Source organism: Caballeronia sp. GAFFF1, from assembly GCF_023630705.1.
Lineage (GTDB): Bacteria > Pseudomonadota > Gammaproteobacteria > Burkholderiales > Burkholderiaceae > Caballeronia.
The window spans coordinates 70594-97013 of sequence record NZ_JALQEM010000020.1 but is presented as its reverse complement, the minus strand read 5'-3'; the positions used below and the strand labels follow the sequence as shown (position 1 = coordinate 97013).

The 26420-nt window shown below is 58.3% G+C and carries 16 protein-coding genes; 12 read left to right on the top strand and 4 right to left on the bottom strand.

The features are described 5' to 3' along the window. The first annotated feature begins 65 nt into the window (after positions 1-65). The 7 genes from NCR37_RS11430 to NCR37_RS28520 all read left to right on the top strand — a co-directional run bounded on the left by NCR37_RS11430 (position 66) and on the right by NCR37_RS28520 (position 16384). Positions 66-5384, top strand: a complete 5319-nt coding sequence (locus NCR37_RS11430) for a DEAD/DEAH box helicase (protein ID WP_250473100.1) — start codon at positions 66-68, stop codon at positions 5382-5384. Then, positions 5384-8230 (top strand): DUF8741 domain-containing protein, encoded by a 2847-nt coding sequence (locus NCR37_RS11425; RefSeq protein WP_250473099.1) that lies wholly within the window; start codon positions 5384-5386, stop codon positions 8228-8230. The genes NCR37_RS11430 and NCR37_RS11425 overlap by 1 nt, the downstream gene beginning before the upstream one ends. A gap of 31 nt (positions 8231-8261) precedes the next feature. Continuing rightward, a complete protein-coding gene (locus tag NCR37_RS11420; RefSeq protein WP_250473098.1) occupies positions 8262-12191 on the top strand; it encodes an Eco57I restriction-modification methylase domain-containing protein in 3930 nt (1309 codons plus the stop codon). 109 nt (positions 12192-12300) lie between these two features. Next, positions 12301-14073 carry a GmrSD restriction endonuclease domain-containing protein gene (locus NCR37_RS11415; protein WP_250473097.1) on the top strand — a complete coding sequence of 591 codons (1773 nt, stop codon included), beginning with the start codon at positions 12301-12303 and terminating at the stop codon, positions 14071-14073. After that, entirely contained in the window at positions 14073-14828 is a 756-nt protein-coding gene (locus NCR37_RS11410; RefSeq protein WP_250473096.1) for a hypothetical protein, read from the top strand. Before NCR37_RS11415 ends, NCR37_RS11410 begins: the two co-directional genes overlap by 1 nt. Next, positions 14825-16009, top strand: a complete 1185-nt coding sequence (locus NCR37_RS11405; RefSeq protein WP_250473095.1) for an HNH endonuclease — start codon at positions 14825-14827, stop codon at positions 16007-16009. The genes NCR37_RS11410 and NCR37_RS11405 overlap by 4 nt, the downstream gene beginning before the upstream one ends. A 204-nt stretch (positions 16010-16213) precedes the next feature. Next, on the top strand, positions 16214-16384 hold the full coding sequence (locus tag NCR37_RS28520; RefSeq protein ID WP_350029058.1) for a recombinase family protein: 171 nt from the start codon (positions 16214-16216) through the stop codon (positions 16382-16384). A gap of 62 nt (positions 16385-16446) precedes the next feature. On the opposite strand, the gene NCR37_RS11400 is transcribed toward NCR37_RS28520, so the two are convergent. Next, positions 16447-19215 carry a KAP family P-loop NTPase fold protein gene (locus NCR37_RS11400; RefSeq protein WP_250473094.1) on the bottom strand — a complete coding sequence of 923 codons (2769 nt, stop codon included), beginning with the start codon at positions 19213-19215 and terminating at the stop codon, positions 16447-16449. 238 nt (positions 19216-19453) lie between these two features. On the opposite strand from NCR37_RS11400, the gene NCR37_RS11395 reads away from it, so the two are divergent. The 5 genes from NCR37_RS11395 (at position 19454) to NCR37_RS11375 (ending at position 23737) form a co-directional block, all read left to right on the top strand. Beyond that, entirely contained in the window at positions 19454-21118 is a 1665-nt protein-coding gene (locus NCR37_RS11395; protein WP_284506847.1) for a recombinase family protein, read from the top strand. A 234-nt stretch (positions 21119-21352) separates the two neighbouring features. Further along, the gene (locus NCR37_RS11390) at positions 21353-21565 is read left to right on the top strand and encodes a hypothetical protein (RefSeq protein ID WP_250473092.1); all 213 of its coding nucleotides are present in this window, start codon (positions 21353-21355) and stop codon (positions 21563-21565) included. Between the two features lie 345 nt (positions 21566-21910). Next, positions 21911-22258 (top strand): hypothetical protein, encoded by a 348-nt coding sequence (locus tag NCR37_RS11385; RefSeq protein WP_250473091.1) that lies wholly within the window; start codon positions 21911-21913, stop codon positions 22256-22258. A 132-nt stretch (positions 22259-22390) separates the two neighbouring features. After that, positions 22391-22888, top strand: a complete 498-nt coding sequence (locus NCR37_RS11380; protein WP_250473090.1) for an HAD domain-containing protein — start codon at positions 22391-22393, stop codon at positions 22886-22888. A 66-nt stretch (positions 22889-22954) separates the two neighbouring features. Beyond that, entirely contained in the window at positions 22955-23737 is a 783-nt protein-coding gene (locus NCR37_RS11375) for a hypothetical protein (protein WP_250473089.1), read from the top strand. Positions 23738-24127: 390 nt separating this feature from the next. Here the strand turns inward: NCR37_RS11375 and repC are convergent, their stop codons facing one another. The 3 genes from repC to NCR37_RS11360 are packed head-to-tail and all read right to left on the bottom strand — an operon-like array spanning position 24128 to position 26225. Further along, on the bottom strand, positions 24128-25117 hold the full coding sequence (repC, locus tag NCR37_RS11370; RefSeq protein ID WP_250473088.1) for a replication protein C, IncQ-type: 990 nt from the start codon (positions 25115-25117) through the stop codon (positions 24128-24130). Beyond that, positions 25114-26034 (bottom strand): helicase RepA family protein, encoded by a 921-nt coding sequence (locus tag NCR37_RS11365; RefSeq protein WP_250473087.1) that lies wholly within the window; start codon positions 26032-26034, stop codon positions 25114-25116. The genes repC and NCR37_RS11365 overlap by 4 nt, the downstream gene beginning before the upstream one ends. Next, the gene (locus NCR37_RS11360) at positions 26031-26225 is read right to left on the bottom strand and encodes a helix-turn-helix transcriptional regulator (protein ID WP_250473086.1); all 195 of its coding nucleotides are present in this window, start codon (positions 26223-26225) and stop codon (positions 26031-26033) included. The genes NCR37_RS11365 and NCR37_RS11360 overlap by 4 nt, the downstream gene beginning before the upstream one ends. Positions 26226-26420: the final 195 nt, after the last annotated feature.

Sequence of the window (26420 nt, the reverse complement as noted above, 5' to 3'; positions counted from 1 at the left end):
TGCTAGGCCTTGCCAGAGCGCGATGCCGCCGAGGCTCGGCCCACCGCATTGGGGAAAGGCCTCATATGGACGTCTTCGAGTTCCGCAAAAAACTCGTTTCCGACTACGCAAGCTTCACGCGCAGCTTTACCCGCATCCGCGCCTCTGACATCCAGGAATTTGTTGACGAAGCCTACGAATCCGGGCGCTACTGGCCCGCGCCGCTGGTCCAGGTCAATCCAAACTTCAAGACTGGGCACAGCGTCGAGACTCTCGTGAAGGCGGGAGGGCTTCACGCGGAATGCGCGCGGATTTTTCGCGCTGGCAAGTCGGCCTCGAACCCCGGCGTTTCGCTGACCCTGTTCAAGCATCAGGAGGAAGCCATTGGCTTTGCCCAGAGCGGCAAAAGCTATGTCTTGACAACCGGCACCGGGTCGGGCAAGTCACTTGCCTACTTCATTCCAATTGTCGATGGCATCCTGAAAGCGAAAGCATCGGATAGCACGCCGCGCACGCGCGCCATCATCATCTATCCGATGAACGCCCTCGCCAATAGCCAGCTGGAGGAGCTCGGCAAGTTCTTGGCCGACTATGGTGGTCACTCCCCCGTGACTTTTGGGCGCTACACCGGCCAGGAAAACGACGAGGAACGGCAGCGGCTGGCCTCGAATCCGCCGGACATCCTGCTCACCAATTTCATGATGCTTGAGCTCCTGATGACCCGTCAGGACGACAAGGACAAGGCCGTCATCCGGAACGCCAAGGGACTGCGGTATCTGGTCCTCGACGAGCTGCACACGTACCGTGGCCGGCAAGGGGCAGACGTTGCGCTATTGGTCCGCCGCGTCCGCGAGGCGCTTGCAGACCAGCTTCAGTGCATCGGCACATCGGCGACGATGGCGACCGAAGGTACGGAGGAGGAAAAGAACGGGAAGGTCGCGGAGGTCGCAAGCCGCCTGTTCGGCACAAACATCGGCGCTGCCAACGTCATTACCGAGACACTGAAGCGGGTGACACCGGAACATCTGCTGGTTGAGCATATTCGGTCTGCGCTCGGCGATGCGATTCGCGTCGGTCTTCCTTCGACTCCGTCATTCGACGCGCTGGCCCAGCATCCGCTGGCTGTGTGGGTGGAGTTGAACCTAGGTGTGACACGCGATGAAGGAAAGTGGCGACGCGCACGTCCCGTCACGCTGGAACAAGCCAGCAAGCGCCTTGCGGATGATGCCGACGTCCCCGTGGAATTGGCACGCGCTACGCTGGCGGACTTCCTTCTGTTGGCCTACCGGACGACCGACAAGCCCACCGAGGAAGGGGGGCGGAGCCTCTTCGCGTTCAAGCTTCACCAGTTCATCTCGGGGGGCAGTAAGGTCTATGGCACGCTCGAACCGCTGGGCAAGCGTTTCCTGACCCTCGATGGGAGTCAATTCGTGCCGGGAGAGCGTCAGCGCCGACTCTTCGCCCTTCACTTCTGCCGCGAGTGTGGCCAGGAATATGTGCCTGTCTGGGATGAAAACGGTTCGAGTGGTCGTGTGTTCAATCCGCGAAGTATCGAAGAGCGCACGAACGAAGACGAGGAAATCCGGAGCGGCTACTTCATGCCCGACACCACGGGAGTCTGGGACGACACGCTCGACCGGTATCCTGAGACCTGGCTGGAGCAAAAGAAGGATGGCGACCTGAAGCTCAAGTCGACCTACAAGAAGCGTCAACCTCATCATGTGCGTGTCGATACCGATGGTCGGCATACTCCCGACGGCACGCCCGGCTGGTATATCCCGGGCAGCTTCGGTTTTTGTCTCAACTGCGGTGTAGTGCATCACACGGCTGGCAAGGAATCGCTACGCCTCACTGGTCTTTCGGGCGAGGGCCGAAGCTCGGCCACGACGATGCTCACGCTCTCGGCGCTGCGTTACCTTTACGAAGAGGACGAACAGCTTAAGGATGAGGCCAAAAAGGTTCTCGGATTCACCGACAATCGGCAGGACGCCGCGTTACAGGTCGGCCACTTCAACGATTTCCTGCAAGTGCTGCTGCAGCGGGCAGCACTCCTGTCAGCCGTCGCAAAATCGGGCGGCCGTCTGACCGAAAGCGAAGTCTCCCATGCGGTCTTCATCGCACTGGGTTTCGACCGCGACGACCCGGGCGTACGGGCAGAGTATATGCAGGAGCCGGACGTCAAGGGTAATGCGCGTCGGCAGGTGCAGGACATCATGCGGGCGATTCTTGGCTACCGGGTGTATTTCGACCTGCGTCGCGGATGGCGCTTCAATAATCCGAACCTGGAGCAGCTTGGACTCGTACGTATCGAGTACCAGGACCTTGATGACCTCGCAGCAGATGCCGGCGAATGGGCCGAAGCCCCACAGGTACTGCAGGCCGCGTCAGCCACCGTGCGCAAGCGTGTGCTGGCGCTGCTTTTCGACGCGATGCGACAGGGCCTGTGCCTCTCATCCCGTTACCTCGACCGCACCGAACTCGACAAACTCAAGACAGCCAGCTTCGCCAACCTCCGAGAACCTTGGGGCTTCACGGAGGACGAGAATCCCGTTGCCGCCAGCTGGTTCATTACGACAGGCAAGCCTCGGGATGAGGACCCCCGGAACATTGAGTATCTGGTTTCTGGCAGCGCCCGCTCCAGACTGGGCAAGGAAATCAAGCGTCCGGGAACCTGGCGCGAGACGGCTGATAATGGCCTGACGAGCGACAATCCCCACGCGGCCAAAATCAAGGATGCCGACTACCAGGAAATCGTGACCGCGTTGCTGAAGGCCGCGAAGTCATATGGCTTGGTCGTGTCCGAAGAGACCGAATTCGGCATGACTGGGTACCAGCTAAACAGCACCGGCCTAGTCTGGATACTGGGCGAAGGAAAAAGCAGGAAGGCTTCTGACGACAACCCGTTTTTCCGCAATCTATATGGCAATATCGCGGGCATGCTCGCCAGCCCAGTACATCGACTCTACGATTTTGAGGCACGCGAGCACACGGCGCAGGTTGAACAGGACGACCGCCTTGAACGCGAAGCACGCTTTCGCTTCACCGAGAAAGACCGAGTCGACTGGCTTAATGGCAAAGGCAAACCGCTGGAATGGCTGCCTGTGCTGTTCTGCTCTCCAACGATGGAACTGGGCGTCGACATCTCATCGCTTAACACCGTCTATCTGCGCAACGTCCCTCCCACACCAGCAAACTACGCGCAGCGCAGCGGCCGCGCCGGCCGCGCGGGTCAGCCAGCGCTTGTCATTACCTACTGTGCGGCCCAGTCACCGCATGACCAATACTTCTTCCGCGACCCGGTCAGGATGGTTCATGGACAGGTGAATCCGCCCACGCTCGACTTGGCGAACCGTGAACTCATCCAGAGTCACCTGCAAGCCGTCTGGCTATCTGAGACCGGCAAGAAGCTCGACAACAGCGTGCGCGGCATGCTGGACATGAATGACGCGGCCGCACCATTGACGGATGAATATCGGCAGGCGATGGACGCAGATGCGCCGCAAAAGAGGGCTCACGAACGCGGTCTACGCGTGCTCGACATGCTGTCGTCGGAACTTACGACCGACAAGGCCCCCTGGTTCAATGAGAACTTTGCGGAACAGGTCTATCGCCGCGCCTTTGAATCGTTCAACCGCGCGCTTGACCGCTGGCGGGACCTGTTCGCGGCAACCAAACGGCAGATGGAAATTAACCAGAAGGTGATGAACAATCCGGCCGCCAGTGAGCGCGAACGTCGGGACGCAAAACAGCGCCACGACGAAGCCTTTCGCCAGCAGTCCCTGCTATTACAGGAATCGGGCTCGGCGAACTCGGACTTCTACACCTACCGTTATCTCGCCAGCCAGGGATTCCTGCCGGGCTACAACTTCCCGCGCCTGCCGTTGATGGCCTATATTCCGGCGCGCAAGGGCAAAATTGGACGCGAGAACTTTCTCTCTCGTCCGCGTTTTCTCGCGCTGTCTGAGTTTGGACCATACAGCCTCATCTATCACGAAGGCAGCCAGTATCGCGTCACGCGGGCCATGCTGTCCGTGGGAGCCGACGACCAGGTCTCTGTAGGCGCAAGACTCACAACAGAGGTCGCACGCATTTGCCCCGTATGTGGCTACGGACACTTTCGCAGTCAGCGCGACGCCGACCGCTGTGTCTCGTGCAATGCATTGCTTGCCGATTCGGTTGCCGTCCAGAACCTCTACCGCATCGAGAACGTGTCGACGCGCCGCGCCGAGCGCATCACGGCCAATGAGGAAGAACGGGTTCGACAGGGGTACGAGATGCAGACAACCCTCCAGTTCAGTGAACAGGACGGCAAGCTGCAGGTCCGACCCGCAGAGCTTAAGGACATCGATGGCGTAGTACTTGAGCTGCAGTACGGTTCAGCCGCGACCGTGTGGCGCATGAACCTGGGATGGCGACGCCGCAAGGAAAAGAGCCTTCTCGGCTTCATGATTAATCCGGTGAACGGTCAATGGATGGGCGGGGCAGACGAGGCGGGCGAGCCGGAAGGTGATACACCCCCGGACAAGACCCCGCCCCAGCGCATCGTCCCGTACGTCGAAGACCGCCGGAATGTCCTCATCGTGCGGCCGGTGGAGGAACTCGGCCTGAAAACGATGGCGACGCTGCAGTACGCGCTCAAGCGGGGTATCGAGGCTGTCTACCAGCTGGAAGAAAGCGAATTGATGGCGGAGCCTCTGCCCAAGGCCGATTTGCGGCGTTCCATCCTGCTGTACGAATCGGCCGAGGGCGGTGCCGGCGTGTTGACGCGGATAGCGACCGAGCCAGGCGCAATGGCAAGGGTCGCCGCTGAAGCGCTGGCCATCATGCACTTCATTCCGTCAGAGGATGGAAGCTGGAATGCCGATGGGTTAAAGCAGGAGACCGACGCCAATGGCAAGCCGGTTTGTGAGGCCGGCTGTTACCGGTGCCTGCTCTCATACTATAACCAGCCCGACCACACGCACATCGACCGCCAGGACCTGGAGAACGACGGCAAGGTACTCGACATCCTGTGCCGACTGACGCGTTCACAAGGGACTGTCGGGTCCTTCGGCAGGACACCAGAGGCTCAACAGGGCGAACTGGGGCGCATCTCAGGCAGCACTCTTGAGCACGCATGGCTCAGGTACGTGGAGGCCTACGGCTACCGCATGCCAGACCGTGGCCAGGAAAGCATCGAATGCTGCAAGACAACAGCCGATTTCTTTTATGAAGACTGGAAGGCCGCCATCTTTATCGACGGCCCTCATCACGATGCGTCAAAGCAGGCTGAGGTGGATGAGACCATCAACCGCTGCCTGGATGGGGCTGGCTATTACGTGGTGCGCTTTCCGAAGGAAACCACCTGCTGGCCCGAGGTTTTTGCAGCACATGCGGCACTCTTTGGAACTGGAAAACAGCAATAATGGCGACTCAAGTATCGTTTCAGCCGGGTAGCCTTGTAGCTGCCCGTGGTCGTGAATGGATTGTTCTCCCGCAGTCATCCGACGACACGCTTCACCTTCGCGCCCTCGGCGCGACGGAAGAGGACGCAACAATTATCTATCTGCCCATCGAGCCGAAGCCGGTTGGGCCGGCCGTTTTTCCATGGCCACGGGTAGAGCAGGCGTCGAATTTTGCTGCGGGTCAGCTACTGCGCGACGCGCTTCGGTTGAAGCTGCGCACGGGAGCGGGCCCATTCCGCAGTTTCGGCAACATCGCCGTCGAGCCGCGTGCCTATCAGCTCGTACCGCTTCTGATGGCCCTCAAACAGGACGTGGTTCGTCTGCTGGTCGCCGACGATGTCGGTATCGGCAAGACCATCGAGGCAGCGCTCATCGTTCGCGAACTGCTCGACCGTGGGGAGATTTCCCGGGTTTCTGTCTTGTGCCCGCCGCACCTTTGCGAACAGTGGCAGCGGGAGCTGAAAGAGCGCTTTCATATCAATGCGGCGGTCGTGCGCAGCACCACTGCCAGTCGTCTGGAGCGTGGTCTGCCGGCCAATCAGTCGGTCTTTGAAGCTTTTCCCTTCACGGTGGTCAGCCTTGACTACATCAAGTCTGACCGTCGTCGGGACGAATTCCAGCGGGCCTGCCCGGAATGCGTCATCGTCGATGAGGCGCACACCTGCACCTACAGTGGTCAAGGTCGTCAGCAGCGCTACACGCTGCTCAAGGGGCTGGCTGAGAACTCTCAAAGGCACATGGTGCTTCTGACGGCTACGCCACACTCTGGTGACGAAGAAGCGTTCTACAACCTGTTAGGGCTGCTGAAACCTGAATTCCGCGCATTGAAGGACGTCCCGTCGGATAGTCGCAAGCCGCTGCGTGAAGAGCTGGCGAGTCATTTCGTTCAGCGTCGCCGGCCGGACATCGACGAGTGGCAGGACCGCCAGGTCTTCCCCGAACGCCTGACTGCCGAAATCACCTACCGGCTTACCGGCGAGTGGGGCAAGCTCTTTGATGATGTGCTCGACTACGCCCGTGAGCTCGTCGTGCGCGCCGAAGAGCAGAACCTGTTGCAACAGCGCATGAGCTGGTGGGCGGCATTGGCGTTGCTACGATGCATTTCCTCCTCTCCCGCTGCCGCAGTGAATGCCCTGCGGACCCGACTTCGCGGCCGGGCGCTGACGGGGGATGACGGGACGGAAGCCCTGACCCTGGAAGAGGCCGACGAGCAGGGGAGAGAGCGGGTCCTCGATGGCGCAGAAGACGACATGACGACTCAGGACGTCGAGCCTGCCGCCAACACCGAAGACAGCGAGCTTCTGACGGAGCTCGTCGCCCGTGCCGACGGATTGACAGGAGCGGCCAACGACCCCAAGCTCAAACGCCTCATCAATCATCTGAAAGAACTTATCGAGGCAGGCTTTCAGCCCGTCGTTTTCTGCCGTTACATTGCGACTGCCCACTATGTCGCCGAGCAATTGCGTTCGGTATTCCGCAACCATCTGGTAGCGGCGGTGACGGGCGAGTTTGCGCCGGCGGAGCGCGAAGCTGCCGTCGAGGCAATGGGCGAGGTGGAGCAGCGCATTCTCGTTGCTACGGACTGCCTCTCCGAAGGTACTAATCTGCAGAACCTCTTCACGGCGGTGGTTCACTACGACCTGTCCTGGAACCCTACACGTCATGAGCAGCGCGAAGGCCGCGTTGACCGCTTTGGTCAGAAAGCTCGCGAGGTTCGTACCACCATGCTGTACGGTCAGGATAACCCGGTCGATGGCGCTGTGCTGCAGGTCATCCTGCGAAAGGCGGAAAGCATTCGCAAGGAACTCGGCGTGCTCGTGCCGATGCCGGACGAGGAGGGCAAGCTTACCCAGGCACTTGTGGGCGCCGTGCTTTTGAGGAAGGGAACCACCACCACGAAAATGCCTCAGCTCGGCCTGGATTTCGGTGCACCGGAAGACGCCATTGATACGGCCTGGCAGTCGGCACGGGACAAGGCCTCAAAGAACCGGACTCTCTTTGCACAGCGTCGCCTCAAACCGGAAGACGTGCTACCCGAGTGGCAGAGGACCCTGGCGGTGCTAGGCGGCGAAGCGGATGTCGAACGGTTCGTCAAACGCTCTGCCCAGCAGCTTGGTGCTGCGCTCGAGCCGAGCACCAAAGGTGGGGCCGAACACTGGAAACTTCATGCTGACAGCACGCCATCGGGGATACGTGAGCGTCTGGAAAGGGAGGGACTCGCCGGTACGTTGCACATTGACTTTCACCAGCCCACCGCGCCTGGCGCGCAATTCATCCATCGCACCCATCCACTGGTAGCTGCGCTGGCGGACTATCTGCTCGAAACTGCGTTGGACGAGGGTAATGGTCCCCGGGAGTCCGGCGCGGAGGCCGTGGCGCGTGCCGGTGCCATCTTCACCGAAGCAGTGGCTACCCGCACCACGGTGCTGCTGGTTCGCCTGCGTCACCAACTTACGGTGACCCACCGTGGACAGTCCCGATTATTGCTGTGCGAAGAAACGCTGGCTGTCGGGGTGCCGGCCGACAGCGAGTCCAATTTACTCGACGATGCCGCTGCGCACGCGTTAATGACGGCAGAGCCCAGCCGCAACATGCCGCCGCCGCTGCGTGACCAGCACATCCAGCGCGCGCTTGACCAGTTGCCGGGTTGGCAGTCCATGCTCGAAGACCTGGCCCGCACGCGTGCACATTTACTACTCGAGGACCATCGCCGTGTTCGCGTGGCTTCCGATGCGCGCGGGGAATATCGCGTAACCCCCAGCCTGCCCGTCGACGTCATGGGTGTCTTTGTCCTCATCCCGGCCTGAAGCCAGTCCACAAACAAGAATTCAGAAGAATATGGCTCGCCGTTCAACTCAAGAACTCGCCTTCTCTGCCATCGCTATTGAAGGCGGTCTGCTTGCGCCCGACTTCCTTAACAAGGTGGCTCGCCTGGAAACAACGGAGCAATCGGAAGCCGACTACGACGTGCCGCGCGGGCTCAAGCTGCGCGACGAAATCGGTCGATACTGGAAAATCGCCCAGAACCTTTGGCAAGACTTCGAAGCCAGGCGCCGTCGCTCGGACCTTGATACCTATGCCGTCACGGTGCGTGACTTTCTGGAACCTTTTTGCCGACAGGTGCTCGGCTTTACGGACCTGCGACAGGTAGGGCAGGTCGTGCTCGACGAACGTATCTTCCCGATTGGCTTCAGCGCGGGGGAGGGACGGGTGCCAGTAATATTTGCCGCTCATGACCAGGGGCTCGACAAACCAAGCAGCCGTCATGGTGATGGCACTCGACGACGCTCGCCATTTTTGCTGGCGCAGGAGTACCTAAACGCGAGCGAACAGTCACTGTGGGCGGTCGTCAGTAACGGGCTGAAACTCCGCGTTCTGCGTGACAATCTCAGTCTTACCCGCCCTGTATATATCGAGGCCGACCTCGAAGCAATCTTTGACGAAGGACTGTATCCGGATTTCACGGCGATGTGGTTGGTGGCTCACGGGACCCGGTTTGGCAAAGCAGGCGCGGAACCAGCCGATTGCCCGCTGGAACGTTGGCGCAACGCAGCACAGGAAGAGGGTGTTCGCGCGCGCGACCGCTTGCGGGACGGAGTGACCGAGGCGTTGCAGGCGCTCGGCACGGGCTTCATTGTCCATCCTGCCAATGGTGTACTGCGAGAACGTATCGAATTGGGGCAGCTGTCGGCCCAGTCTTACTTCGAGCAATTGCTGCGGTTGATTTACCGTCTCATCTTCCTCGCCACCATCGAAGACCGTGAATTGATATTCACCCCGGATGCCAGTGCGGAAGCCAAAGCCCGTTACCAGAGTGGCTACAGCCTTCAACGCCTGCGCCAACTCGCGGCGCGCCGACGCAGCTATGACCGGCACAGCGACCTCTGGCAAGTCCTGACCATCACAGCCGCCAGCTTGGGGAAAGGTCAAGCGGCACTTGGTTTGCCAGCCTTGGGTGGTCTGTTCGACGCAGGCCAATGCCCTGACCTAGATGATGCAGAGGTGGAGAACCAGGCGTTGCTCTCTGCGCTGTTCAGCTTGTGCTTTTTCCGTGAAGGGGCCGTGCTTTCTCGGGTGAACTACCGGGATATGGACTCCGAGGAGCTAGGTAGCATCTACGAAAGCCTGCTTGAGCTAGTGCCAGTGGTCACGCTGGTTGCAGGGGCGCGCACGTTTGGCTTCGTTGGCGATAACGACGAAGGCAGCACCAAGGGCAACGCGCGTAAACTCACGGGTTCTTACTACACCCCCGACAGTCTTGTACAGGAACTCATCAAGAGCGCCCTGGAGCCAGTTATCGAGCAGACGCTGAAGGCTAATTCGCAAGAGCCCGTCAAGGCGCTGCTCGGTCTGACGGTATGCGACCCTGCCTGCGGCTCGGGTCACTTTCTGCTCGCTGCTGCCCGCCGCATCGCAGAAGAAGTCGCACGACTTAATGCCATCGATGGTAATCCGCTCCCTGAGGATTATCGCCATGCCTTGCGTGATGTCGTGGCCCACTGCATTTATGGCGTCGACAAAAATCCAATGGCGGTGGAGCTTGCGCGTACGGCACTCTGGCTCGAGGCCTACACGCCTGACCGCCCCCTTACCTTCCTCGACCACCATTTGCGTTGCGGTGATGCATTGCTCGGCGTACTGGACCCTGGGATTCTCGAAAACGGTATTCCGGACAAGGCATTCGACGAGCTTTCCGGTGACGACAAGGCGGTCATTAAGTCCCTGAAGAAGTCGAACCGTGAGGCGCTTAAGGCGATTGAAAGAGCTCGCCAACAGTCGCGGCACATGCTCAACCTCGAATTCGAATCCGGCGGCGCAATGGCCGCCGTCGAGGAACTGCCTGATGACACGCTGGATGCGTTGCAGGCCAAGCGCTCGGCATACCGCGACGCGGAGGTACGGATTGCAAATTCGCGCGGTAGGCTTGCTGCGGACCTCTTCGTCGCGGCGTTCGTGCTTCCGAAAACAGCGGAAACCGAGCGTTACGTGCCGACGAGTCAGGACCTTTGGCTTGTACTAAACGAAAGCGACCCTCGCCCGGGCGTGGCTGCGGTCGCTACGGAAACAGCCGGTTCTGCGCAAGCATTTCACTGGTGGCAAGCGTTTCCGCAGGTCAAGGCAAAGGGGGGATTTGATATCTTACTGGGCAATCCGCCGTGGGAGCGTATCAAGCTAGTCGAAGAAGAATTTTTCGCGTCTCGCAGCCCATTAATTTCTGCGGCCCCGCACAAGGCAGAACGAGTTCGTCGGATAGAGTTGCTTCAGCATGGCATGCTGCTGCACACGCTTTTCCCCGAAGTCGAAGCATCCGAAGGACTGGTCCCACCGAATGTCGCGGAGCAGGAACTTTATTCACAGTTTGTCGGTGCTCGACGTGTTGCTGATTCTGTCAAAAATTTCGCCCGAGAAAGTACCCGGTACCCACTCACAGGTGTCGGCGACGTAAATACATACGCTTTGTTTGCCGAAACCTTCGCACAACTGGTGAGAGATACAGGACGTGCAGGCTTCATTGTGCCGACAGGCATTGCTACCGATGACAGTACTAAAGCGTACTTCGCAGCAGTAACCCAAGGGGAGCGATTGGCGAGTTTGTATGATATCGAGAATCGCGGTGGTGTTTTCCCGTCAGTGCATCGCAGCTTCAAGTTCTGTCTGCTTACGCTGGGTCGGTCTGAGCGCGCCGAGTTTGTCTGCTTTGCCACACAGGTTGAGCAGCTTTCGGACGCCCGTCGGCGATTTACGCTGACGCGTGAGGAGTTTCGCCTTATTAACCCCAATACCTTGACTTTTCCGGTATTCAGGAGCCTTGTAGACGCCGAGTTGACAAAAAAGGTCTACCGGAAAATACCCGTGCTCCTGCGGGAGAACCCTGATAAGGGCAAGGGAATCCAGGATGCTAATCCTTGGCAAGTTAGGTTGTTAAGGATGTTTCATATGACTGAGGACAGCGCTTTGTTTCGAAGCTCTCCTGGCGGTGCGTCGGTACCTTTATATGAAGCAAAGATGATTCATCAATTCGACCATCGCTGGTGGAGTTACGGGACGACAGAACAAGAGCTTGACCGAGAAGACTCGAAAAAGAGTTCGCCAGACTTTTGTGTGCAACCTCGGTATTGGGTTGAGTCCTCAGTGTTGCAGAATTGGTTTGAAGATAAATCGTGGAAATACAACTGGCTTATGGGGTGGCGCGATATAACAAACGCCACGAATGAGCGGACAGTTATCGCGTCAGTCTTCCCAAGGGTAGCGGTGGGAAATCAGTTGCCGCTGTTTTTGCTAGACCATCAAAATGAAGAATTTTTTGCGCTATTTCTGGCAAATCTTTCGGCACTGGTTTTTGATTATGTCGCGCGGCAAAAGGTCGGGGGCACGCATCTTAACTATTTTATATTATCGCAGCTTCCTATTTTACCTCCGGGGCATTACAACGATGAAGACCTCGCCTTCATCGTGCCGCGTGTCCTTGAATTGACATACACCACGCATGACCTGAAAGAGTGGGCAGCGGACCTCGGGTTCAATGGCATGCCTTTTCCATGGGACGCGAGCCGCCGCGCCGTCTTGCGCGCCGAGCTTGATGCCTACTACGCGCGGCTCTATGGACTGTCCCATGACGAGTTGCTCTACATTCTCGACCCCAGTGACGTCATGGGTGACGACTACCCATCCGAGACGTTCCGTGTGCTTAAAAGCAATGAAATCCGTGAATTCGGTGAATATCGTACGCGGCGCTTGGTGCTCGAAGCTTGGGACAGGCTAATTTAGAAACCTTTCGATGGGGCCGACCGGTCGCTGTGTTGTGATATTTCAAAAATCTGGAGTGACACAACTTGCGGTAAAGAGACGGCTATAACCCAATACATCAAGGCCCAAAATGTCAGACACACTTTTCAAGGAAGTCCACTACAGTCTTGGCGGTCTCATCCACGACATTGGACTTGGCCGCATCGGGTTGCCTGATATCCAGCGCCCCTTTGTCTGGCCCAACGCCAAGGTTCGGGACCTGTTCGACTCGATGTATAAGGGCTACCCCGTCGGGTATTTCCTCTTCTGGCAAACCGGCGCAGAGGACACTGGCAGCAAGGTCATTGGCGCAGAAGCCAAGCAGAAAGCACCGTCTCTGCTTATCGTCGACGGTCAGCAGCGGCTGACCTCGCTTTACGCCGTCCTGCGCAAGGAGGCGGTGCTACGCGACAATTTCGAGCATGAATTCATCCGAATTGCGTTCAGCCCGCTCGACGGTTCGTTCGCCGTGCCGGACGCCACGACCGAAAAAAAGCCGGAGTTCATTCCCGACATCTCGGAGGTATTCGGGCGCTCCACGCATAAGACCATCAGGGACTACATTGAACGCCTATCGGCCGCGCGCGCAGCGGCTGGCAAAGAGGTGACGGACGACGAAGAGGATGGCATCAGCAACGCCATCGAGCGGCTGACGGGTTTGGCCAACTACCCCTTTATCGCGTTGGAGCTGACACAGAGTGCCAACGAGGAGCAGGTGGCCGACGTCTTTGTGCGTATCAACAGTGAGGGTAAGAAGCTCAACCAGTCCGACTTTATTCTTACTTTGATGTCGGTGTTCTGGGATACGGGTCGAACTGACCTCGAACGCTTCAGTATTGGTACACGCAGGCCGATTCCAGGGGGCGGAGCGAGCCCGCTCAATCCGATTTTCCAACCAGAGCCTGACCAGCTCCTGCGTGTGGACGTCGGTGTGGCTTTCCGCCGAGGGCGTCTGGAGCACGTGTATTCCATCCTGCGCGGTAAGGACCTGCGCACAGGAGAGTTCAGCGCCGGGCGAAGGACGGAGCAGTTCGAGAAGCTCCGGGAAGCTCAGGGTCGCGTGCTCAACCTGACGCACTGGGCGGACTTTCTGAACGTGGTGCGTTACGCCGGCTATCGAAACTTGCGCTATATCAGTTCCGAGGGCGCCCTCCTGTTCGCTTATCAACTGTACCTGATTGGCCGTACGGAATTTGGCGTCGAGCCCTTCGTGCTGAAGCAGACGGTGGCGCGATGGTTGTTCATGTCGCTGCTGACTGGCCGCTACACAAGTTCACCGGAGTCGCGATACGAACAGGACCTCGCGCTGCTTCCGCAGACCAACGACCCTGACGCCTTCGTCAAGGTACTGATTGACGTCGAGGTCGCGACGCTGACCAACGACTTCTGGACCCAGGCACTTCCGCTCGAGTTGTCGACGTCGGCAAGCAGAAGCCCGAGCCTGTTCGCCTACTATGCGGCGCTGGTGCTGTGCGACGCGAAGGCGCTATTTTCGAAGAGTAAGGTAGCCGACCTGCTTGACCCGCCAGCGATTGGCAACAAGAAGCCGCTCGAGCGCCATCATCTGTTCCCTAAGCGATTTCTGCACAAGATTGAGATAACCGAACTGCGGGACACCAATCAGATTGCCAACTACGCGCTCGTCGAATGGGACGACAACATCGCTATCTCCGATATTCCACCTTCGACATACTGGCCCAAATATGCTGGACGATTCTCTGACGCGGAACTCATCGATATGAGGCGGTGGCATGGCTTGCCCGAGGGATGGGAGACCATGGACTACCAGAGCTTCCTGCAGGCGCGGCGTCCGCTGATGGCGCAGGTTATCCGCGCCGGACATGCGCGATTGACGGGGGCCTGATGGACGCCTTCGCGAAATCGACGTTGCGCGTCCCGGTCAAGCTCGTTGACGGTCGGTGGGAGTTTTTCTATGGGGGCGCCGTACCCGCGCGCGAAGGAACGGTAGGCGAGCTCGTGATTGACCGGCAGGCCATTGCCGACAGAAAGTTTCTCGAGTTACTCAACAGGAAGACCGAGCACAAGATACTGGACGCCGGAACTGCACTGCGGGTCGCCCTGACCGTTCGCCCGGACATCGCTCTGGATGAAGCGTTGAAAAAGCACCTGCTTACGAGCACTTCGATGAACTTCTCGGGTGAGTACCTCAAGACGTTGCGCTCAAACGATACGCAGTTCGTTGAGGTGACCATTGGGGAGCCCTCGCCACAGCAGAGGGAGAAACGACCTGATGACATTGGTGGGATTTGGTTGACGGTTCAGGGAAATCAACCGAAGGGCATCGCAACAAGCCGCGTGGAGGTTCCCGACGAGGTTTCGGATACGCCACTCGATAGCGTCAATCACGCGTTTACGCGTCTTTCCGAAAAGTATGAACCGTGGCGCAAGTCACACACGGGAAACATATACGACCGGGTTCTCTATCAGGAGAAGAACGGACGTTGGTACCCGTTGAACGTGCTTCGTAACGCCGCGCTGGCGCGGGATGAGCACGAGCTGATACGTGCACGGTGGGAAGAAATCGCTGAAACCCTCCGGATGCCACTTGCATCAAATCAGATGCAGCTGCCCGGCCTCGCTGATGAGGGCGGCGAATGAGCGAAGACCGCAAGTATCCGGCGAATCAGGCGCTGTTGGTCATCGACGGTGCCCTGAAGCAGGAGCTCGATATTCATCGGTTCGACGACCCCAAGAGGAGTAAAGCGCAGCTTTTCGCGATTGGGGGACCTCTCGGCAAGCAATTTGCAATTGTGTTGGGCGATACAGACGTGCTGACGGGACACCATCCAGCACAGCAGACGCGGATTGTGCTTGAGCGATGTGAGTTACCGCCTTTGCCTGGCGTTGCTCCGTGCGGGGATGCATATTATGGGCAGCGAGTGAAAGACCAGCAGCCATCGAAACTCGCCGCGCCGAATCAGGTTTCTTGCGTGGTTGCCGACGAGTCGTCGCTTAGGGCGCTGCTGCGGTGGTACGCCGGCAACAATATGGCGGACGGCACGGCGTTTGCAGACCCGCGCGATATGCTAGGCGAGACCCGCGTCGAAAAGGCGGCCGCAGATGCGGGCTTCGACTTGACGACCTTGTACGAGGGCAACTGGCTGATTTTTCGTTCAACCTCTTTTACGTATCGCTTGGGTGTCTCTCTGCAGTCGGGAGAAAGCTATCGTGTCGGATTTTCAGACGCGGAATTGGGACAGAAAGCGGCTGCGGACTGTTCATACGCGGCGGTCTTCCGGGCGGGGCCCTGGGCTGCCGAAGTGAACGACATCGACGGCTACGATGCTTTGCATCGTCTGCTGTTTCGCGCGGCAACGATTTTTCGACTCTTTGCCTCGGACGGTCCTGCGCAGTTCAAAGCTGCGACACGAAATCTACCTGCGTCGACGGAAGCTGAAAGGCTCGTCGTGGAGCGGGTCGGGCAAGGCATCTTTCGCAACGCCCTCATTGAGTACTGGCAAGGCCGGTGCGCTGTGACCGGCCTTGACGTGGTGCCGCTCCTCAGGGCGTCGCATATCAAACCGTGGGCCGACTGCGAAACCGATGATGAGCGGCTGGACGTATTCAACGGATTGTTGTTGGCGCCGCACCTTGATGCGTTGTTCGATGGCGGATGGATTACGTTTACCGACACCGGGGATTTGCTGGTAAGTAACCAGTTGCACGCTGTCGCGCTTTCACAGATTGGCTTTCGGTCACAGTGGCGGCTCGCGGATATCGCGCCGTCACACAGGCCGTACCTTGCATTCCATCGTGAAAACGTGTTCCGAGCTAGGTGATGTACGTCGCGATTGTGGCTCAACCCTACGCGCCATTGGTTCCCCGGACTTTGGTAGCCTATCGTTCGTCAATACTCAGCTACGCTTTGCAGTGGGCGACCGAACTCTTTCAACGGGAACTGCAACCTATATCAACCCGAGTACGGTTGATTTCTGGTAATCGCTACGGCGACGCGTCTCATCCATTTTCAACAATCCCAAGGCGTGGCGTGTCCACGGCCCCCACGCCACGAGGAGAGGGGATACTGGCGTCCCGCCACCGTGCTTCAGCTTCTGGCCAACACCATCTATCGTGGCTCATTCATCTATAACGGCAGCGCGTATAGCAAGGCAATGGCTAGGAAGGAGAAGCGGAAGCTTGAGCCGGTCGAATAGTCTCACGAAGATGAGCGCGTCATCTGCGCGTTCGTCTTCCCAACGTAACCACCCGCAGGGAACTATTTGTTTTCAGGAATCTGGGGCATGGCGGGAGTCGTGGAAACTGCCCTTTGCAAGAGCGCGTCGACAAACTGCTTGCGCAAGGACTCGCTATGTATGTATTTTCCCGCAAAGGCTATGGCTTCGGTCTTCACGTGCCCCTGCGCTGCGATATGACTGAAGAACCTTTTGCTGTGGCCGAGCGTGAATACGAGCGAGGCAGCGAGTCCCGATGCATTCTGCTGATTTGTGAGGGGCGTAAGCACATCGTAAAGCTCGAGGTCTATGAGCTTTTCGGCATAGGTCCTAATTTGAGACCCATTCAAGCCAACGGTACCTTGAATAGTTTTCTTTAATATATCTAGGCCATCGAGTGCCTTGGGCTTATCCGCCTCGGTACCTGACATGACCACCTTCGGACTGCCATTCGTCGCAAACAGTATCAGAAATGCGAGCGTCGCCAAGTTCTCGTCCGAGTTTGACGCACCTGCGGCAAGCCCAAAATACTGTAGCAGTGTTCCGTCGTCAGCGAGTTCGAGGAGGTAAGGCTTCCAACGAAGTCGGTCGATGCGAAGCAGGGTAACAGCGACGTTGCAAACATACTCGACGCTGTGGTTCATCGTCGTTGTCAACCGCTGACGCACAGCCTCTGCTACGGCTTCGAACCAGGTGATATCGCCGCTTCTTATCGCTTGTTCCAGGGCTGCAATGTGCGGGGCGCCAGGCTCAGTCGAGGTGAACTGCTCCTTTAGCCAGTCTAGTCGGCTCGACGGACCGTCGCCGCATTCGCATCGGTCCAATATCCAGCTGCGCGCTAGAGCGCTGAAGTCGCGGCACAGATTAGCCCACAGTGCGGGACCGATTGGAAGCGTAATCGGTGTGAACCCGGTTGCTTCGATTACAGACTTTACGTCTGGCATTGACAACACGTCACCCAGTGTCGACGCCCACGCGTCCCAATCTTGTGCGATTTGCTTGTCGAAATGCGAGGTGTCGGCCTTATTCAGCCTATGAATGTTTCGAACCATTTCGACAATCAGGCGCGCACCCGCAGACCGGTCAGCGACAATATCCAGGAAGGCGGATAGACCCGGAACGAGCTTGGCATTCAGAAGTCGCAGACTGCCACCGGCCGACATTGTTGAGAAGGCAACCGTTTGCAAGTGAGCCACGGTCCCGGCGGCGAGGGGGCGCTGTTCGCCGTTACTGACCATCGGTAAAACGAGGGGGCCCAAGGCTCTTAGCGCCTGGAGCAGTCGCTCTTGTTGCGCGTCGAGGCTTCTGAGGTCCTCTCGAACAAAACGGTCGAGAACATATTCGAATGCGGGACTTTCATGGGAGAGTTGCCCCAGCGCTTGTGTGTCAGCGCTATCTAACGCCTGCTCTAGCTTGGGCCGTAACGAAAGATAGGACGCTTCTTTTCGGGTGCTCGCACGAAGGTGAAGCATGGAGAACGTGTCCACGAGATTCGGTTCCTTCAGTATTCGAGTCACTGCCGCAGGCGGATTGCAGCTGATGTCTGAGAGCTTCGGTCTGGAGAGCAAATAGGCTGCAAGACAGGATAAAGATACCTCGTCTTGCCATTCGAGCCGAAGGACGACCAACTCGTTGATGAAGGACACCATCCCGCGTGGCGTCAATGGGCCGCCTGGGCGCAAGTCCTCGTCTTCGTAGAGGCGCAGGATTTCGTCATAGTCGCCCGTTAAGTCGGTGCCGAACGTGCTGTTTAGTTTTGCGCTGAAGAAATTTTTCCATGAATGGAGCATCGGGGGCGGCACGGAGAATCGTACCTGAAAGACTTTCTCAAGGAACGATGGCATCGACGAGCGATTGCTACCGGTCATGCTGGGTTCAAGAGACGAAGCCTGGGCGAGGACGTTCCTTTCTTCTGCCACTGGAACGATTACCCATAGTCTGTGAAACCATGGCTGGCTACTGAAACTGGGATTGTCGAGAAACGAACGCAACAGCGACCAGACCGCCTGCGTTTCCGAATGGTCAATGCGGTCTAGGTTATCTATCACTATGAGCAGCCGCCTCGCTGGCGTCGAAAGGACCGATTCCATGAGTTCGCCAAACGCTTCCTGAAACTCGATAGAAGTGGGCTCCGGTTCGTCGCGAGTCTCTACCGTTTCCTCATCGGAAGCTCGGCGGACGACGAATCCCATGGTTTCATCAGTCAGCCAATGAATCAATCCGAAAGCGACAAAGCCTACTGTCAGGACAAGCGCGGAAAGCGCCAGACTACCAAGCTTCTCTGTGAGCTTATGCTCGAGTTCAGCGGCCATCGGCGCAACCACGCCGAGCGCCATCAGGCCTGAGAGGACGACCTTGGCCATAGTCGAGAAGACGGGCGTTGTTTTCCGTGAAGTCGTCTTGAGCTTGCGGCTTAATTTCTCGAGTCGCTTCGACCAAAATGCGTAACCGGCTGGACCATCCGACTGCTTCAGCCAACCTTTCTTGAATGTGGTTGTCACGAGCGCAGAAAGGAACGCGCGACGCAAGGGGTCGCCCGAGTGAACCCAGGCGTCGTACTGAAAAACGGCGAAATCGCTCGCGACCGTCCTGCCGTCTTCGCTATCGCTGGCCAAGGTGTTCTCGAGTCGGTGGGCAATCATCCTGATTACAGTCGACTTACCCGAACCCCATGTACCGTCGAGTCGAATGGTTCTGCCCCCGGGCGATGTTCGGACAAGGGTCGCTATAGTTTCCGCGATTTTTTCGTGCGCTCCTCCGAGGTCGTCCACTAACGACGGCTCATCGGGAAGTAGCGTTGGCGTCGAATCCATCGAGTGAGTCCGTTTTATTTTTTAGGGCGCCAGTGTAACCGGTGTATGAGGCACGGAAGCCGGCTCCATGCCTTTCACGCTCGTAAATACGCGATTCTATGAAGGTTCACTTTCCCGTTCGCTATACATTGGGCTGAGGCAAGTAAAGGACATATTCAATGGATATACCAGGCCCGATTTCTGAGTTGCTTGACCTTTTGGTCGAGCTCGCCGCAGCGACCAACTCACAGGGGAACACATGCGGCCAGCATCAATCTATGCAAGATACTCAGACCAAGAGCAACGCCCGACATCTATCGACGACCAGGTGCGTCGTGCCAAACAGAAAGCGGCGGAGCTAGGTTTTACCGTTGCGGACGAGCACATTTACGTCGACGCCGCAATAACAGGGCAAGCTAAAGGACTGGCGAAGCGGACAGCATACAACCGGTTCATCGCAGCATGGGAGAGGGGCGAATTCGAGGCAATCGTCGTCGACGAGCTGGCTCGTCTTGCTCGTGCGAGCCTGGAGTTCGCCTATCTCGAGCAGCGTATTGAACGCACGCACGTGCGCCTCATCGCGTGCGACGGGCTCGATACTTCGATTCCCGGCTGGCAATTGCAATTCGGCATCTCGGGGCTGATGGCCGCACATTTCGTGCGGGAGACGAGTCACCGGGTCGTGCGAGGCATGCAAGGTCAGCTCGAACGCGGCTTCATGATAGCGAAAGCGCCGTTTGGCTATCGCGCGGTCAAGCTGGGTGACAAAAACAACGAGGGTGGCACGACTTGGGAGGTCGAACCGGAAACGGCGAAGTGGGTGAAAGAAATTTTTCAGATGCGTTTCCAGGGATACTCACTGAACGCCATCGCCGAACGCCTGAATCGCGAAGGCGTGGCGTGTCCACGGCCTCCACGTCTCGAAGAAAGGGGATACTGGCGTCCCGCTACCGTGCTTCAGCTTCTGGGTAACACCATCTATCGGGGCCTATTTGTCTATAACGGCAGCGCTTTTAGCAAGGCCAAGGCCATAAAGGAGAAGCGGAAGCTTGAGCCGGTTGAATATCAGCGGCCGGCACTGCGGATTGTCGAGGACAGGGTATGGCACGCGTGCAACGCGAAATCCAGTTCGCGGCCATTTCGTGGTGGTGGGAGGCATGTGCTTGCCGGTCTTGTCAGCTGTGGCATATGTCTGGGGACGATGAGTGTTAGGACCGGCGGCTCTTCTCCAGCTCTGCATTGCGCCAAGTGCGCACAACAGCGGCGAGTTGCCAAGGCGGACGCACCGAAACATGTTAGTTACGTCGCCTTGGAGGGGCTGGAACGGGCACTTTTGCATGTGCTCAACTTCATGTTCGACGATGGGCGTGTGCAGGAATTCAGGCGGCGGCTCGAAGCGAAACTGCACGGAGGGCATGAAAGCCGGATTGCCGAACTGAAGTTGGCAGTAGCGCGCGCGGAAAGGCAGCTTGACAGTCTTGCGCAGAGAATGCGGCGACTCGAGGCTGACGACGACGACTTTCTCGAAAAAGCCTACAGGCAGCAGCGGGACGAGCGCAAGCAACTTGCGGATGAGCTGGCGCAACTGACCGCGTATTCGGCGTCGCTAGATTTCGAAAGCATCAGGAAGCAACTAGAAGCTAGTCCTCTCGATGCTATTCCGATGCTTTTTTCTGCTGACGCACCGGTGGAATTGACGCGGGCCGTACTGTCGCGGGTGTTTACGAGCATCACGCTCGTTGACCGGCCAGCACGATTCGTGTCCGTCTGGAAAATAGTCGTCTGTGCCGGAGCTGTCGTGGCCCTTGTCTCGCAAACAGCGCCGGTGTTCGAGGAGGAAACGGTGTTCGTCATCGGGGTAGAAACCGGTGCCGCACGCCCAACGCAATGGCACGTCTCAGTGCTGGAGGTAAGCGGGAGGTAGTAAATGATTCGCGGGGCGATAAGCCCCGCTTTCTTCGCCCGTCTTGCAATTAGTAGTTTGTATCTCTCGGGGAGCCGGATATGACGCTTTGCTAATCGCGAACTGCGGAGGGCGCGTGTACGATTCCCACGGTACGTATGAACTCGACCTGGAGCTTGTACGCTGAATACTCTGCGAGGTCAGTGGTATTTAAACCGGAACGAGATTTGCAAAGGCAGCGCATTCGAGCCTTATATGAAAATCGACATCAAGGTAGCCGCCAAAAAGTTTGATGGGGCGCTCGGCCTCGACCCTGCAAAGCACTTCCGGCGAAATCGTTGTGGTCGTTCGCGGTCGTCATATCGGCCAGATGAGTTTCTTGCGTATATATCCGAATATTTTGGTACACCCCTGCTCGAGTCGGGCATGTCGGTTCAGCAGCTGGCGAAATCCGCCGGCTGGAAGTGAGAGAGCATCGCTCACTGGAAAAACGTTGGCTTGCTGGAGTCTCAGTAAACCATGCTGCGCGGGCAACCCTGTCGTGTTGTGTCACCTCAATACCTGCTCGGGTTTCGGCAAACCTACGTTCCCCTTGCCGACCTGGCGAAGGCCATGGGTACCAGGTCGTCATCTCTTTTCACGACGTTGACCGGCGTCGATATTGTCGGGGGCGCTTAATTGCCGAACGGTTCCAGAAGGGGCGGTCTTGTTCGAATGGCCGACATCGGACGACTGGCGCTCGTCGGTGCCCGAACCAGACGTTCCTTTGCTTCGGCGGACCCTGGTAGCGAATCACAGACGTAGGAGGATAACGTGTGCCCCGACGAGAAAGTTCCGGCCGATTTCCCGCGTGAATTGTTCCGCGCCTTGTTGGCTGGTGCAAATCCGAAACTCGCCATCAGGTTGATAGACGGCAAATGCTATGCCGGGCTGACTGAGGAAGAACTGCTCGAGCGATATAAAGCATGCGACGATTTAGCTGAGCAGCTTGCGTCGTACTGCACACGCAAGGAATCGGAAAACCCGTCGTGGACGCGGAAGTTCAATCTTGCACGCACACGCGAAGGGGTCGAACGAAAAGTGACGACCGGCCTCTGGGATTTGTCGGCGGCGGAACAGCGTTGGGTTATGGCGCGAGTTCAGCAACTACTTGGCTGGTAAGAATGCATACCGAAGATGCTGCGGTCCACCATCTTGTACTGTGCGACCGTGAGTTTCGCCTGAGCCTGCAGCGGACCGAGCAGGAGCTGCGCGAAAAGCTCCGGTCGTTCTCAGATGCGACTAGGGCCTGACATGCGACAGGTGCTTTTTCTCGACTACGACGGCGTACTGAATCCAGGCGATACCTACGTTACTGCACATGGCATTGTAAGCAGCGCGCCTGGCACGATTGAGCTGTTCGACTTTGCGCCGACGTTACCCGAGCTGCTTGAGTCGTATTCGAAAATCGGAACCGTCCTCTCAACCGACTGGTGTCTCTGCTTTGAGCATGCACGCGATTCGATTCGCGTGGAAGGTCTGCGCCGACGCGTGACCGGCGCTACCTACGAGGTAGAACTCGAGGAGGCGGCGTTATGGCGGACCCGTCATCGAGGTGTGCAGATTCTTCGCTACGCGCGCCGTCACAACATCGCGTCATGGCTTGCCGTGGACGACCGGCGCGATGGAGTTCTCGGTTACCACGACCGCCTGATTCACTGCCAGACGGAGTCTGGAACGGGAGACCCGGCCGCCATTGAATTGTTCCAATTGCGCTTGGTTGAGCGATTTGGCGAGCAGCCGATGGTCTGAGTGTTCGTTGCTGACCGTCCGGTCAAGCGAATATTCGCGTCCCTGAATCGGACGCAGGAGGGAAACATGACGTTTCGCGAGGAAATCCACCGACAGGCGCAAACCGCACGTCGTGAAATGGTGCGAACAAAACAGCTGCTGACGTTAAACGAGTTCTGCGAGCGACTGGGTGTAGGTGGCCGGCGCGTCGCACAGATGGTCGCGGTCGGGAGCGCCTTCTCGATAGCCGTCGATGGTGTCGAGTATTTTCCCTCCCTACTTGCGGACCCCTGCGTCGACCGGAAACGCTTGCAGTCCATCTGCCGGATTCTCGTTCCCGCCCCACCAGCGTGTCGGCTTGACTACCTGTCTTCAAAGCAAGGCAACCTCGGCGATGTCACGCCGCTTGAGGCGCTAGCTGACGAAAAGAACTATCGCTGGTTGCGCGAAATGGCGCACGCCTGGGCCGCCGAATGGTCGCGTACTTCCGTGCAAATTTACGCTGGCCTCTGTGAGCTCGGAGAACCCGAGCCGACATACGTGGCAGTCTGTGAAACTGACCCGAGGGCTGACCTGTGGAGACGCGCGTTGGAGGCGATGGAATCTGGCGGATACATTACACCGCCGAGCCCCTATCCGAGTGCGGGCGCGGCTACAGTCCTTGTTGTGCGTAGAGAGGCGGGAGATTCCAATCACGTGGAGGAGGCACGGTTGGATGTGAGCATTGTCGACAAAGTAGCACGTGTGCTCATTCATACCCGCGACCTCCGGCAGGAGTTGGAAGAAGTTCCGGTTGCCGGCGCAGACAACATCGTCGAGGTTGTACGTCTTGTCGTGGCGGCCTTTTCCCGCGTGAAGAACACCAGGTAACGAACAATGGCAACCGAAGTCTTTTCCTGGGGCTATGTTGCATGGCTCACGCAACGGCCATCGGGTTATGAGCTGTCCGGGTACATCGATGGCCACGAATCAGAAATCACCGCAGATACGCCTCAAGAAGCTGAAAGGGCATTCGCCCGGGCGGCACGGCGCGCGTGGGCGCGTCGAAGGTTCAGGGTCATTCGAGGCCTGCCGGCGCGCGAAGGAGAGTCAGTAAATACGGCGGACACGTACCATGACGTAACCATCAGGTCAGTAGTAGTCGCCATATTCAAGGCGCTTGCGACGCGCGTACGCCGCTAATCGACTCGAGGTCGACATACGACGGGAACCGCCGGCAGGAACTGCCGAAAGCTGCGACCCCATACAGGGCGGTTCGACTCATGCAAAGAGCGACGAAACATCCGCAATGGTTTGCGGTTTCTTGTCGCCTGGCTTTGCGACAGGCTTCGGCAACTGTTGCACGGTAGGCTTGCGCTGAGAAAGAGCCGGCCCCGGGCCTCCAGGCGTGGTCGCTTTGCGGCAGATACGAACGCTATCGGCCCGCTCCAACGGCTCTCCTGACCTCGTTCGGACTGACCATCCGCGCAATCCGTCGAGTTCGCACAACGCGGCACGCAACTGTTGGCGCCGCCGACGAACTGTCGCATCGGCCACGTCCGGTTCGCACCAGACATAGGGAGCGAGTGTATCGAGCTTGAAACACATGGTCTTTTTTTGGCGGATTCGGACCGACAGGGCGCAATGCAATGCGCGTGCAATATCCGATTTGAGGTCCAGGCGCTCTTGCAGAGAAACGGGCGAATATTGCCGGCCGATGAGAATCTCGGTCAGTCGCGCATTCAATATAACCTGCGCGCCGTGTCCGTCGCCCAGGCGCCAGTGGAGCAGCCGCGAGCTGAACTCCTGGTTTCCCATCACCGCCCAGATGGTCACCTCGCTCATTCGCATGAGCTCACGGCGAATCTGCTTTGCAGCGCTGCCGCCCTCAGCCGTGCGTCCGCAGCGTTGCGCCAGCTCTGCGTAGCTGACACACAGCGTGGCTAGAGCAGGCGGACCTTGCCGGTGAAATGCGGTAAGAGGATGCGCGTCCGGTTCGCGATAGAGCGCCGTTTCGATGGGGGCCCAGTCGTCAATTTTTTGCTGCGCCTGGCCATACTGTTCTTCTGCCAATTCGAGAAGTACGAGCAGCAGGGTCTGCTCGGGAATTCCAAGGCGGTCAGGCCCGCGCAGACGCCAAACGACACCGCCGAAAGCACATTTGACATCCAGCTTTGGCCGGTTCCCATTGCCTACCGAGCCGAACAGTCCAGTACTCGGCAACATCGGGTCATATCGCACGATGCGCTTGTCTCGAACTGGTAGCGTCATCGCGTTGTCCCCGACGTGCGTGTCTTTCGTGGCGCCGAAGACTGCTTCGGTGTGCCCTCGGGCTGCCACAGCGTCATGGCTCCCGAGTGCTGAGCTTTGCGCAGCACAACCGTCTCGAAAGTACCAACGTAGTTGGTTTTGGGGGTGTCCAGTCGCACACACTGACGGAGTTCGGATTTGGGAATGCGGAACTCGCTGGCTAACACCTCCGACACGGGGGAAAGGTTCGCCTGCCAGCGTACCCCATCCGTCAGCGCTGTACAGCCTCGGGACGCGTAGGCATGCTCCCCGCCGCCGGTTGTCATCGACATCCGGTTGGCGTGGTGCGCGATAACGACTGCGGCGCCGGTGTCATGCGCGAGCCGTTCGAACTTGCTGACGATGGCAGTCATCGCCGCCGTATCGTTCTCGTCACTGTCGTGAAAGCGTCGCAAAGGGTCAAAAATGACAAGGCGCGCACCTTTGCACAGCGCAACCAGTTGCCGGTATTCCTCCGCGCCGTCGCCGAAGCGGGCCAATGACCCGCGCCCGCTCAGCGGATAAATGTCCAGGTTGCCATCCAAATGCGTGAGGAGGTCTTGCAGCTTGTCGTGGCTCGGGGGCGCCATGGACTGCTTCAGTTGTTCGGTGACACCGTGCAGCCGGTGATGTAAGACTCCTGCGGGCTCTTCGGCGAGCAATAGCACAACCTTGCCGGGCGCAACATTGGAACCGGTTAGCGCTCCACCAAGAATCGGCAGTCCGGCGGCAATCGCACAGCCGATTTGCGTCAGTAGCATGGTCTTGCCCACGCCGCCCGGTGCAATCAGTGCGCCCACGGTGCCCGCCAGCAACCCGGGCAGGACGTGGTTCAACGCAGGCGGCGGTGTCGTCAGGACATGCCGGATATTGAGTTTAAGGGCGGGGAAGGAGTTCATTCGCCACCTCCGACCATGAATCCAGCAAACAACGACTCGACATCCGCCCGGCGCCAGCGCAGCAGACGTGCGCCGGGGACATGTGCCTGGGGCGGTACCGCCATGGGGTTGCGTCTTAAATCCTTCTTAATCGTCCCGTGGCTACGTCCGAGCAGTTCGGCTAATTCTTGTAGGTACAGCAAATACGGCATGAATACGCTCCAAAAGATAGGTTCTCCGGAGCAGGAGGGGCCGAAAACGCCGTCTTCATGTCCGGTCGCCATCACGTGGCCCGATGTGTATTCACCCGACTTAAACGCGCCCGACTTGAGACTCAAACGCAGATTGCGCCTGCCAATGGCAGGCAACGGGTTCCACTGCTCGCCTTCGTTCGACCTACACTGGCT